Here is an 11976-nt window from a genome sequence, read left to right as displayed (position 1 = left end):
TAGTAATAATTTTGAATTTAAGGAGTTCATTTTGACTACAGGTGAATTAGATATTGTACAAATCATGCTTGACTCAGGTCTTGTCGTTAAAACAGTTCTACTGTCTTTAATTCTTGCTTCAGTTGTATCGTGGGCAATAATTTTAAAGAAAAAGAAATTGATAAAAGAGTTAGAAGAAAATAGTAGAGACTTCTTAGAGGTATATAAAAACTCTACATCTTTGAAAGATATAATGGAGAGTTGTCACAGACTTTCGCTCTCTCCTCATAAATCATTATTTACTAATGGCTATCTTGAATTATCGAAGTTAAAAGATGCACTTGGTGATGATAAAGAGAAGTTAGAACAACATATCACAAAACATGGTCTTCAATTCCTTGAAAGGGGAATGAAGAAAGGTGTTCATGAGATTAATATCGAGTTAGAGCGCTTCTTGGCAACGCTAGCAAGTATTGGTTCTGTAACTCCTTTTGTTGGTCTCTTTGGAACAGTGTGGGGGATTATTGGATCCTTTACTGGTCTTGCTGGTGGGGGTGCAACTCTAGATGCTGTGGCTCCAGGTATTGCTGAAGCCCTTGTTGCAACTGCAGTTGGTCTCGTTGCAGCTATTCCTGCAGTATGGTTTTATAATAAGTTTAATAATGAAAATTCTCATATCCAATCGGAGATGGAGAGCTTTGGACAAGAATTTTTAAACGTTGTTGAAAGATCATTAGTAAAATAGGATAAAAATATGGCCTTTAATGTTGGAAATAAAAAGGGTGCAATTTCTGAAATTAATGTGACTCCTTTGGTCGATGTCATGTTAGTTCTACTTGTTATCTTTATGATAACTGCTCCTTTAATGTTAAACGGTATAAAGTTAGACTTACCTAAAACAAAAGAAGTTAATCCCATAAGCTTGAATACTACTCAAGTCGTACTTTCTTATACTAATAGTGGCGATTACTATATTGGTGAAACTAAGGTTCTTAGAAGTGAAATCATTTCGGAAATAAAGGCGTTATTTCAAAAAAATAAAACGGATACTCTCTTTTTGAGAGCTGACTTTGCAATGAAGTATGGTGATGTCGCTAATTTAATGTCCTATTTAAAGAGAGAGGGAATCTTAAAAGTTGCCCTCGTTACGGAGATTGAAAAGAAATAATGAACACTAATGTTTTAGCAAATAAATCATTTAAGTATTACTTTAGTTGGTCATTTTTCTTCCATATCACTATTGCTGTACTCTTTTTCTTATTTGGAAAATTAGTGCACGACAAGATTCAATCAACTAGGGATTATAATATGAAGCTTGTACAGGCTTCTGTAAAAGTTGATATGGTTGCAATGCCTAAGTTTACCCTTAAAGAATTAAAGGCAATGCAGCCTCCGGCCAAGGGTGAAGTTGTAAGAGAGAAGCCTTCTGCTAAACCTGCTGAAGTTATCAATAAAGATGATACTGTTTTTGAGAAGAAAGTCGCTAAGCCAAACTTCTTAGATATGATGAAAGACTTATCTAATAAGAAAGTAGAAGTTAAGAAGGCTAAGCCAACACCTAAAAAGAAAGGTGCTGATGATGGAATCGGTATTGACTCTAATACATTGAAAAAGTTAGTCGCTGAAGGAAATAAGATTTCTAAAGGGGTTGCTCTCTCTGGAACTGGACGATCAGATCAAGAACTTACTGAGTTTCAACTATACGCTTCAACACTTTCTGCTAAAGTGAAGCAATTTTGGAAACTTCCAGGATACTTAATAGACAAGAATTTAAAATGTAGAATAAGAATTTATTTAAAATCAGATGGCTCACTATTAAGAAGTGAGATCTTTGAATCTAGTGGTGAAGAAGAATTTGATAAGAGAGCTATGGCGGCCATTAAGCAAGCTTCACCATTTTCTGCCGTTCCCCCTGCCAGTAGAGGCAATGCCTTAAAAGGGGAGATCGTACTCGGATTCCCTCTATAGGAGAAATTATGAAGAAGCTTATTATTTTATTTTTATCATTACTTTGTTGGAATGCATTTTCACAAATCAATATTGTAGCTGTTGGTGAAGCTGAGTTAGAGCTCTCTAAAGTTGAGGTTGCAAAGCCTATTCTTCAAGGTGGAGTGAGCGGAAGCTTTATTGCAGATGCTTCGACCATAATGGACGTTATAAGAAATGACTTCTCTTTTTATATGAAGAAATTTTCAGTGAAAAAAGAGCTCTCTTCTATATCTGAAGGTGGATTTAACTACAGCTCTTTTAAGACCCAAGGTGTGAGTTATGTAATTAGAGGATTTTTTCGCCAATCAGGAAATTCTTTGCAGGTAACGTTATTAGTTCATGATGTGGCCAATACAAAAGTTGTAAGCGAGGAGAGTTATACATATAGTGGAGAAAACCCAAGAGGTTTTGCTCATAGATTCTCTGATACTGCTTATAAGAAAATTACAGGCAGTGATTCAATCTTTAATTCTAAAATGATCTTTGTTTCTGATAGACATGGAAATAAGCAAACACCAGTGAAAGAACTTTATATGATGGACTTTGATGGTGGTAATAAGAAGAGGCTTACTCATCATGGAGGTGTTGTAATTTCACCTGCAATCTCTCACGACGGTACGAAAGTTCTTTATTCACTTATAAAGAATGAGAAAAGTAAGCATAGAAATATCAATCTTCGCGTTTACGATTTAGAAACAGGAAGAAATAGTCTTGTTTCAAGTAGAAATGGATTGAACTCCGGAGCAGTTTTCATGCCTGGTGGAGAGTCTATTCTTCTTACTTTAAGCCATGTAGGTAATGCAGAAATTTTTATTATGAATTTAAAGACGAAAGCTCTAAAGAGGCTTACTAATAGCTATTCTCCAGACGTTGACCCTTCTATTAATGAGAATGGTTCAATAATGACTTTCCTCTCAGGAAGGGCAGGGAAGCCAATGATCTACACTATGGATATGGCCACAAGAGCGGTTAAGAGAATCAGTTTTGTTGGAAAATTTAATGCAACTCCAAGGTTTGCTCCAGATGGAAAGACAATAGCATTCAGTTCATGGTTAGATTCTCGCTTTGATATCTTTAGAATTGACAGTGATGGTAGTAATTTAGCTAGGTTAACTAAGGACTTTGGCTCTAATGAAGATCCTACCTATTCAAATGATGGACAGTTTATAGCCTTTTCTAGTCAGAGAGTTCTCTCGAGGACTAGGGCCGTACAAAATATATACATAATGGACAATGATGGAGAAATTATAGGGGCGATCACCGAGAATTTCGGAAACTGTACAACTCCTAGATGGACTAAGTCATTGTAATTGCGAAAATACAGTAAAAAAAATGAACACCCGAGCATTTTAGTCTTGTAAAAAATTCAGACGCAATGTATTATTTTCTTAGATTAACGCTAAGCGTAATTAATTAAATAATTCATATATCTGACTAGGAGATGAACAATGACTGAGATGGTGGCTAAAAACTCTACAAGAATCGAAGAATTATCGTCTATTTTATTATCAACTCTAGACGAGCAAGTCTTCTTCAATGAGATCTCAAAATGCTTAAATGAAATCATCGCAAGTGATAGAGTTAGAATTCTTAGAGTAAGAGAAAATGGTTCATCATTATTAGTTAGTGAAAATGGCCAGTCTATAGAAGATGGAAACATCATCGAAAAAGGATCAGGAATTTCTGGTCATGTTCTTAGAACAAAGAAGTCATACTTCTCAAATAATATTTCAAGAGATCCACTCTTTGCTTCAAACTGTGATTCTGACACAGTAGCCGAGCTTTGCGTTCCTCTAGGTTGTGACGGTTTCATGATTGGAACTATTCATATTCAATCTCTATCTGAAGAGAGAGCGTTTGCAAGAGAAGATATTACTGAGGTTCTAGAGATTTTAAACTCAATTGAAAAACCAGTAAAAAATATGAAAATTTACTTATCAGCTAAGTTCTTAAACGAGTCTCTATCTAGACAGATTGAAGCTAAGGAAAAAGAACTAGAGCAGAGTAAGTCTAGTGTAAATGTATTAGACTCATACAGAATTGAAGAAAGAGATATTATTGGTAAGTCTGATTCTATGAAAGAGCTCATTAGAGTAGCTGACAAAGTAGCAGCTGTAGATGTTGCAACTTTAGTTCTAGGTGAATCTGGAACAGGTAAAGAAATGGTTGCGAGAAGAGTTCACTGTAGAAGTGAAAGAAAAGAGGGTGCATTTATCTCTGTAGATTGCTCGTCTCTCTCAGAAGCACAATTAGAAATTGAATTATTTGGTGAAGAAGCTAGAGATTTCACGCAAGCACATAATGCAAGACTTGGATTAATTGAGCAGGCGAATAATGGAACTCTATTCATTAATAATATTGAGTCAATGCCAGTCATGATTCAGTCAAAGTTAATAAAGTTTTTAAATGAAAAAATGGCCTTTAGAGTAAGAGGACAAATTCCTTATAGATCAGATGTTAGAATCATTGCTTCAAGTGCAAAGGATTTTTCTGAGTTAGTTGAAAAAGGATTATTTAGAGAAGATTTATTTTACGCTCTAAATACTATGTCTCTAAGAGTACCAGCTCTAAAAGATAGAGTAGAAGATATCGAAATGTTAGCATCATTTTTCCTAAACAAAGGAAAGAGTGCTGAGCTACAAAAGTCATTAGCTCCTGGAGCGCTAAAGTCTTTACAAGATTACCACTGGCCAGGAAACGTAAGAGAGCTACAGTCGGTAATGGAAAGAGCATTTATTCTATCTGATGGAATGATTGTTGAGAGAGATCACTTATCTGAAAGTGTTTCTCAAGCTGAAAAAGTTGAAGAGATTGTTGATTCAAAAGTTATCGAGTTTAGCGAAATGACTTTAGATGAATTAGAAAGAAAGCATATCTGTCATACACTAGAGCACTTAGGTGGTAATAAAACTAAGACTGCTAAGACTTTAGGAATTACAGTTAAGACTCTTTATAACAAGCTTCACTCATACGGAATGATTGAGCCGAAAGAAGCTTAATCACTGCGATAGAGCAACGTGTAAAAATTAAATTTGAATTATTGAAATATACTAAGTATTATTTAAATTCGCCCCAGAAGTAATTTTGGGGCAAATTGTTCTTTTAAGGAGGACCCGTGAGTACGACTACAGATACATCAACAATTGAATCAAAAGGTATTAGAAATTTTCGTACAGCTGCTGATATTGAGAACTTTTATAGGTTTATTCAAGATAACGGACTTAGAAGAGAAGCAAGTCTTGTTCTTTCTGCCATCGTTGGAAACTTAAGACAGAAAGAGAAGAAAGAAACGCGTAAGAAAAAAGCAAAAGCTAGAAGAAAAGAAAAATTACAATAAAATAAATCCGGCCGGGAAGGCCGGTATTCTTTTTTAAAGAATTTTGAGGTTGTACATGGATGTTACGAAAAAGGGAAGAGTTGTCTTCGACCCTATCTATGGCTTTATAAAGCTAACCCCTGTTGAATATGAAATAATACATTCACCTTTTTATCAAAGATTGCGTTGGATAAAGCAGTTAGGATTTAGTTTCTATGTATTTCCAGGAGCTGAGCATTCTCGTTTTGGTCACTCTATTGGAGTTATGTTCAATGCCCACCGAATTCTTCAGTCATGCTCAAGAGCAGTTTCTGATGAAGATTTAATGGATATAAATTGTTTAAGTAAAGAAGCTATTTATCACAAGTCCTTAAGGATTGGTGCTCTATTGCACGATCTTGGTACTTTTGTTTTTTCCCATACAACTGAATCGGCGTATATCACTTTTGGAGAGACAACTAACTCAAAAGGTGGGAAGGGATTACAAGATGACCACGAGAACCTTGGTTCATTTATAATCAAGAATACAGATTACGAAGGTGGAATAACACATATTTTGAAAAAGTATGGTCTAGATCCGCAAACAATATCAGATTTAGTAAAGGGTGTTGATCCTTCAATCTTGGCAAATCAAATTCTTCATTCAGAGATTGACTGCGATAGAATGGACTACCTGCTTAGAGATGCTCACTATACTGGTCTAAAGTATGGAGCTTATGATCGCGACTATCTTCTTCACCACTTTGAAGTTAGAAAGGTCGATCAGCATGATATTCTAACGATCAGGCATAATGCTCTTCACTGTGTAGAAGATTTTCTAATGTCTAGATTTGCTTGGTACTCTCAAGTCATCAGATCACCTAGAGGATCAAAGTATGATGCTATTGCTGAGAAAATTACATTTCACTTTTTAGAGAAAGGTTATATTTATCGCTACAGTGATCTATTGGATATGATTGCAAATGATCCAATGAAGTTCTATGGCTTTAACGATAGTTACTTCATTAGCTTAGTTCAAAAGCATTATTCAAATGGAGATCTAGATAAAGTTCCTCATATAAAGGATATGGCGCTTACTTTATTATTAGAGAGAGGGGCGAAGACTATTAATTGTAGTGAGTTCAAGCAAATACTCTTTGATCAAGATAAGGCCACTGAAAATGATAAAGTCGTAAAAAAGGCACAGGCAAAAGTTAAAGAGCTAGAAGAGTATCTCCAGAAAAATGGAAGTCCGGAGGACTGGATTCTACCTGATCTTCCTAAGAAAGATATTATTTATGTTAAATCTCCAAAGGCCATTGCGAAGAATGGACAGAAGTCTAATTTATTACTAGAGAGAGATCCGGTAAAAATAAGTTATGATAATGGGGATATTAAACTTTTAGCAGATGTTGAAAATTCAGTTATCTCAAGTCTGCATAAGAAGATGAATTACACTCCCAATGTGTTTTGCTCAATGAAAACACATGAGAGGTTAGTTAAGGCCGGATTAATTCCAGGCTAGTTCATTGTAGATTGCATTGGTGATCTGTGATTATTTTGCCAGTTAATAATTGGCATAAAAACAGTATCGATACTTTCACCGTTGTAAGGGATTACTTCTAAGTCACCAGTTTTGATTTTTAAATCACTGGTGACAAAGATCACATCACTATGCTTATCCATCGTCTTGTAGTTTCTAATGAAAGCGGTCTCTTCCATTGAATTTTCTAAATTAACAATTACACAGAGTATTGAACTACTTCCTTTTTTAATAGGAACTCTAGAACTATAGAAAGATAGCTCTGCAATTCTCTCATTGAGAACGCGCTCTTTTTCTTCTAAATCATCAGGAAGATTTTTAGTTGTTAAACAATAGAAGACTAACTCCATTCCCATTCTCTTCTCATCATTGGGCTTTATTGCTAGCAGTGCCATTGATTCATCCGCAGATGTGAGAATGTGTTTAGAAGTTAACTCATCTTTAATAGGAATAATCAAAACTTCTTCATGGAGTAGGAGAGTTTTCTCTTGCTCTGTGAAAAGTATAGGATTTATTTTTATAAATCTAATATCTGTATTGCTTGAGAGAGAAAAGGCCAAGTCTCCAATCATAAAAGATTTTAAATTAATTGATTTAGTAGCAAGAGGAATCTTATTGCTGATAATATCTTCTAGCTCTTGGTTTGTTTTACTTCTCCATGCAAGTTCTTTAGAAGTAAATGCACTAAAACTTCTTCCATCAGAATTAATCAAAGGATTATCTTCTTCATCTACTTCTACATAAACAAGGTCATAGTAACCAAGCGACACAAAGTGATTAGAGTAATTCTTAATTCTATTTGAAAGAAGTAAATCTCTTTCAATTTTCCAAGCTTGAGTGGCCATACTTTCTCCTTAGAAGTTTTGCTATTTTCTATCACGCTGTGATCAAGGGCTCAAGTTAGGAGTCTGTGAAGTTTGATGTTGCTGTGCGCATTTGGGGCCAAAGTGTAACCAACTACTATGGTCGGTTTTACCTATGATGTATTATAGGGGACTTAGCCTTAGAAAAATTTTCAAAATTCATTCATATCTAATGGATTTCTTTACTAAAATCCAGCAATTGGTTAGAATATAAGAGCTGTAGCAAATGCATTACAGCTTCAAATTAGGATGATTTGAATAATAGAATTTAAGGAAAGGTCAGGATGATCAATAATTCGTTTCATAGAACGCAAAGCCCACAAAATCGCTCAAATTTCACATCTAAAAACCTCTTCTATCTTGAAGATGTCACAGTTACGTTTGGTACAACTGTAGGTCTTAGACATGTTCAATTTTCAGTAGAAAAAGGTGAAGTCGTTTTTATAACAGGTGCTTCAGGGGCAGGTAAGACGACATTACTAAAAGTTCTTGCTGGAGATATTGAGCCGGATAGTGGGAGAGTGAAGAGACCTGATTCAAGTGTTTTTATCTCACAAGTTTTTCAAGATCTTAGAGTCTTTGGAAATTTAAGTTGTAGAGAGAATTTGAATTTTAGTTACGATCCTAAGTTTTATAATTCTAGAAAAGAGTTTGATAAAGATGTTATGGAGCTATCAAGAATTGTAGGTATCACTGATAGACTCGATATAAAGATGAAAAATGCAAATGGTGGATTAAAACAAAAGATTGCCATCATAAGAGCACTTCTTTCAAGGCCAGATATTATTGTTTGTGACGAACCAACAAGTTCACTTGATGCCGAGAGTGCTAGAAAGATATTTGATATTTTAAATTTATATAATGTTAAACGAAAGCTTACCGTTATCTGGGCCTCTCACAATAAAGAGTTGGTAAAACAATTCTCTGGGAGAATCGTACACTTAGATGGTGGTAGACTTGTTTACTCGGGGCATGCATGTTTTATCTAAGTAACTTCTTTCTAAATATAAAGAATCACCCTTTTTGGGGCGGCCTATTCGCAATGACTTCTATCTTTGTACTGGCATGTGCAATTAACTTCACAAGTATTGAAGAGAGTGTGTTTGCTACTAATTCATCTTACTCTACAGGGCCATACTTTCATGCGCTGATCTCTGGACAGGAAAATCATAAGAGAATATCGAGAAAACTTACGGAACTTCCTGGAGTGAATAGAGTTGAGATCTTAGGAGAAGCTGAGATTCAAGATCAAGTTTCAAAAGTACTTTCAAATCTGGATCTTGGGATGGAAATGGAAGAGATGAATCTTAACTATGCCGGACTAAAAGTTATTCTTGATAAAAGTCTGCAAGAGAGAAGTCAAAACCTAATTAGAGATTACCTTGTTAGACTCGTTGGTTCTTCAAAGTTAACACTTGGGGCAGTTAAAGCAATTTCAAAAGCAGAAGAATTAAAGAATCAAGTTTTTACACAATTTAAAGAGTGGGGAATAACTGTTGTAAGCATTGCTTGCTTGGTTATTTGGTCTCTCATTTCAATTGTCTTTTCTAGTAAAGTTCAGCAGAGCTCATATATTATTGAGAAATTTCAAAGAAGAAATAAAGTAGGACTAAAAGTTATGCTAACAGGTATGGCAACTTTACTTAGTTTTTGTTTCGCAATTAGTTTTAGCCTTGGAAGTGTGAACACGTATGGTGCCTTAATTGGGGTTGCCCTTGTCGCGTTACTTTCAATTGTACAGTTAAGGAATTTACAGTGGCACGAATAGCCCCGTCAATCTTCATTACATTAGCTCTAACTCTCTCTTGCTCTAAGGTCTTTGCTGCTAAGAGCTCAACAATCTCTGATCTTCGAAAGAATTTGAGATCACAGGAGAGAGTCCTTAAAAAAATTAATCATAGAATTATTAGTCTTGAAAAATCTCTAGGAAGTAAGAATAAAGATTATATTCAGATCTTAGAGTCTAAGAGAACAATCGAAAATCAAATTTATAAGAATTCTGAAAAAATAGAGAAATATCTCGTTGTTGTAAAAGAAGAGAAGGAAAAAGTTAAGAACCTTCTTGGATCAGTTGTTGCTAATTCATTAAGTGATGAGGAAACGAGTGCAGATCTTTTAACTAAAAAGATGATGGCGAAGGCATTAACTCAGAAAATTTTAAAACTTAAGGCCATTGAACAGGTCTTAGAACTTAAGCAGAAGAAGTATAAAGAGATAACAGACTCTTTTAAAGGTTTAGAAGAGAGCGAGAGAACACTTCTTACTGTAATTGAGAATTTAGAAAATCAGAAAAAAGAATATGCTTCTCAATATGTTGAAGTTGAAAAGAAGAGAACCGATTTAAGTGCTGAGATCTCATCGCTTAAATCTAAGATTGTTTATAATAAATCAAAGAAGAAAATTAGTAGTAATAAAACATTAGTAAATTTAAGATTTTCATCTCCAATTGAAGACTATGTCGCAGTTGAATATGGTAAGAAGGGGATTAATTTTAAATTTAGAGATCGCCAGCCAATTAAGAATACGATTAATGGGAAAGTTTCTTTCGTAGGTTCTTTATCTAATTATGGTAACGTCATTATGGTTGAACATGGAAATCAGACCAGATCAATCTTTCTAGGACAATTAAAGAGCAAGGTAAAGAAAGGGCAATCGGTAAATGCAGGAGATATTCTTGGTTATACCCTCGTTAATAAGAAGTCTCGTGAGTTAGCGAAATTATATTTTGAAGTGAGAAAGAAGAATATCGCTCAAAATACTTCTCTGTTAATGGATGAAGCATTCGTAGCAAAAAATAATCTAAACAATGTAAATATATAATTTAAGGAAAAATTATGAAAAGAGAGAGTGGCAGAAGCGTAAGAGCTATAGCTCTTTGTATCACTTTATCTGTTGGAGGCCTCTTTATGGGCTTCGTTGGAACAGAGAAGGTTTTGGCGGTTACAAAGTCAAGATTTGAGAAGTTAGAGTTATTCAATAAAGTTTTATTCTTAGTTGAGTCTCAATACTACCGTGAAGTTGATACTGATAAATTAATTCAAGGTGCAATTAAGGGGATGATGAATACATTAGATCCTCACTCTGCATTCTTAAATAAAGAAGTCTTTGCAAAGATGCAAGAGGAGACTCAAGGTGAATTTGGTGGACTTGGACTAGAAGTTACTCAGAAAAATGGCCACCTCATTGTTGTTACTCCTATTGAGGATTCTCCCGCTTTTAAGGCAGGAATACTTCCTGGAGATAGAATTGTAGAAATCAATCATGAGTCTACAATTGGAGTTACTCTGGAAGAAGCTGTCGATAAAATGAGAGGAAAGAACGGCGATAAAATCACTATTGGCGTAGTTAGGGAAAATGAGGAAGGAGTTAAGAACTTCGTACTCACAAGACAAATCATAAAGATCAAACCTGTTAAATATGATGTCGTAAGAAAGAATTATGGATTTGTAAGATTAAAGCAATTCCAAAAAAGATCAGCAGAGGGAATTATTAATGCCCTTAAAGATATCAGAAAAAAGACAGAGAAGAACGGTGGACTCAAAGGTGTTATTCTTGATTTAAGATCTAACCCTGGTGGACTACTCGATGAAGCTGTAGATGTAACTTCAATCTTTCTAAAGGATGGTATTGTCGTTAGTACTGAAGGCCGAGATCCAAAGAATAAAGAAATTAGATACGTGAAAAAGTCAGGTTACAAAGAATTAGATGTGCCGCTAGTTGTACTTATTAATTCATCTTCAGCATCTGCAAGTGAAATTGTCTCAGGAGCAATACAAGATATGAAGAGGGGAATTATCATGGGTTCTCAATCATTTGGAAAAGGTTCTGTTCAGACTGTTGCTAAGATTGATGATGAGAAGGGCGTTAAGCTTACAATCGCTCAGTATATGACTCCTAAAGGAAGAAAAATTCAGGCGGTAGGAATTGTTCCTGATGTATTCGTCGATGAGGTTGAGGCCACATGGGTTAGCGAAAATAGAAAAGAATCTAGTTACATCAGGGAGTCAGACTTAAAGAATCACCTCACTGCAACGATAGAGACTAAAGAAGAAAAGAAACGTCGTCTAGTCAGAGAGAAAGAAGATAGAAAAGAGAGAATGGAAAAGCTCAAAAAGCTTAAAAAAGAAAAGAAGAAAGATCATAAGAATATGTGGATGATTAAATATAATCCAAGTGAGGATTACCAAGTTCTTCAGGCCGTAAATTATATTCGTTCATTTGATCTCTTTAAGAAAATGAATAAATAACTATATTTCATAGCGTCGATAGCTTCTTTATCGGCGCTTTTTCTCTTCTAAAATTTGCAT

Annotated in this window: 12 protein-coding genes; 11 read left to right on the top strand and 1 reads right to left on the bottom strand. The window is 34.9% G+C overall.

Annotation, left to right across the window (positions count from 1 at the left end):
• Window positions 1–31 precede the first annotated feature (31 nt).
• The 7 genes from BMS_RS13025 (at window position 32) to BMS_RS12995 (ending at window position 6788) form a co-directional block, all read left to right on the top strand.
• Window positions 32–724 carry a MotA/TolQ/ExbB proton channel family protein gene (locus tag BMS_RS13025; protein WP_014245287.1) on the top strand — a complete coding sequence of 231 codons (693 nt, stop codon included), beginning with the start codon at window positions 32–34 and terminating at the stop codon, window positions 722–724.
• A gap of 9 nt (window positions 725–733) precedes the next feature.
• Window positions 734–1147, top strand: a complete 414-nt coding sequence (locus BMS_RS13020) for an ExbD/TolR family protein (RefSeq protein WP_014245286.1) — start codon at window positions 734–736, stop codon at window positions 1145–1147.
• Complete coding sequence (locus BMS_RS13015; RefSeq protein ID WP_014245285.1) at window positions 1147–1947, top strand: TonB family protein; 801 nt, start codon at window positions 1147–1149, stop codon at window positions 1945–1947. Before BMS_RS13020 ends, BMS_RS13015 begins: the two co-directional genes overlap by 1 nt.
• A gap of 8 nt (window positions 1948–1955) precedes the next feature.
• Window positions 1956–3278, top strand: a complete 1323-nt coding sequence (locus BMS_RS13010; RefSeq protein ID WP_014245284.1) for a TolB-like translocation protein — start codon at window positions 1956–1958, stop codon at window positions 3276–3278.
• Window positions 3279–3416: 138 nt separating this feature from the next.
• Window positions 3417–4967 (top strand): sigma-54-dependent Fis family transcriptional regulator, encoded by a 1551-nt coding sequence (locus tag BMS_RS13005; protein ID WP_014245283.1) that lies wholly within the window; start codon window positions 3417–3419, stop codon window positions 4965–4967.
• A gap of 116 nt (window positions 4968–5083) precedes the next feature.
• A complete protein-coding gene (locus BMS_RS13000) occupies window positions 5084–5305 on the top strand; it encodes a hypothetical protein (RefSeq protein ID WP_014245282.1) in 222 nt (73 codons plus the stop codon).
• A 55-nt stretch (window positions 5306–5360) separates the two neighbouring features.
• A complete protein-coding gene (locus tag BMS_RS12995; RefSeq protein ID WP_044557610.1) occupies window positions 5361–6788 on the top strand; it encodes an HD domain-containing protein in 1428 nt (475 codons plus the stop codon).
• On the opposite strand, the gene BMS_RS12990 is transcribed toward BMS_RS12995, so the two are convergent.
• On the bottom strand, window positions 6785–7651 hold the full coding sequence (locus BMS_RS12990; RefSeq protein WP_014245280.1) for a hypothetical protein: 867 nt from the start codon (window positions 7649–7651) through the stop codon (window positions 6785–6787). The two genes, BMS_RS12995 and BMS_RS12990, sit on opposite strands and share 4 nt — an antisense overlap.
• A 302-nt stretch (window positions 7652–7953) precedes the next feature.
• Between BMS_RS12990 and BMS_RS12985 the strand changes: the two genes are divergently transcribed.
• From BMS_RS12985 to BMS_RS12970, 4 genes are read left to right on the top strand one after another with little or no spacing between them, the layout of a single operon-like run.
• A complete protein-coding gene (locus BMS_RS12985) occupies window positions 7954–8658 on the top strand; it encodes an ATP-binding cassette domain-containing protein (RefSeq protein WP_014245279.1) in 705 nt (234 codons plus the stop codon).
• Window positions 8646–9437 (top strand): SPFH domain-containing protein, encoded by a 792-nt coding sequence (locus tag BMS_RS12980; RefSeq protein ID WP_044557609.1) that lies wholly within the window; start codon window positions 8646–8648, stop codon window positions 9435–9437. Before BMS_RS12985 ends, BMS_RS12980 begins: the two co-directional genes overlap by 13 nt.
• The gene (locus tag BMS_RS12975; protein ID WP_014245277.1) at window positions 9425–10489 is read left to right on the top strand and encodes a murein hydrolase activator EnvC family protein; all 1065 of its coding nucleotides are present in this window, start codon (window positions 9425–9427) and stop codon (window positions 10487–10489) included. The genes BMS_RS12980 and BMS_RS12975 overlap by 13 nt, the downstream gene beginning before the upstream one ends.
• A 14-nt stretch (window positions 10490–10503) precedes the next feature.
• Window positions 10504–11916 carry a S41 family peptidase gene (locus tag BMS_RS12970; RefSeq protein ID WP_014245276.1) on the top strand — a complete coding sequence of 471 codons (1413 nt, stop codon included), beginning with the start codon at window positions 10504–10506 and terminating at the stop codon, window positions 11914–11916.
• Window positions 11917–11976: the final 60 nt, after the last annotated feature.

The organism is Halobacteriovorax marinus SJ (genome assembly GCF_000210915.2).
Lineage (GTDB): Bacteria > Bdellovibrionota > Bacteriovoracia > Bacteriovoracales > Bacteriovoracaceae > Halobacteriovorax > Halobacteriovorax marinus.
This window is presented reverse-complemented; position numbering and strand designations above follow the sequence as displayed.

Bases quoted from the DNA above. Each gene is read 5' to 3' on its own strand.
- BMS_RS13020 (WP_014245286.1), top strand. From the start codon at position 734: ATGGCCTTTAATGTTGGAAATAAAAAGGGTGCAATTTCTGAAATTAAT.
- BMS_RS13015 (WP_014245285.1), top strand. From the start codon at position 1,147: ATGAACACTAATGTTTTAGCAAATAAATCATTTAAGTATTACTTTAGT.
- BMS_RS13010 (WP_014245284.1), top strand. From the start codon at position 1,956: ATGAAGAAGCTTATTATTTTATTTTTATCATTACTTTGTTGGAATGCA.
- BMS_RS13005 (WP_014245283.1), top strand. From the start codon at position 3,417: ATGACTGAGATGGTGGCTAAAAACTCTACAAGAATCGAAGAATTATCG.
- BMS_RS12995 (WP_044557610.1), top strand. From the start codon at position 5,361: ATGGATGTTACGAAAAAGGGAAGAGTTGTCTTCGACCCTATCTATGGC.
- BMS_RS12990 (WP_014245280.1), bottom strand. From the start codon at position 7,651: ATGGCCACTCAAGCTTGGAAAATTGAAAGAGATTTACTTCTTTCAAAT.
- BMS_RS12985 (WP_014245279.1), top strand. From the start codon at position 7,954: ATGATCAATAATTCGTTTCATAGAACGCAAAGCCCACAAAATCGCTCA.
- BMS_RS12980 (WP_044557609.1), top strand. From the start codon at position 8,646: ATGTTTTATCTAAGTAACTTCTTTCTAAATATAAAGAATCACCCTTTT.
- BMS_RS12970 (WP_014245276.1), top strand. From the start codon at position 10,504: ATGAAAAGAGAGAGTGGCAGAAGCGTAAGAGCTATAGCTCTTTGTATC.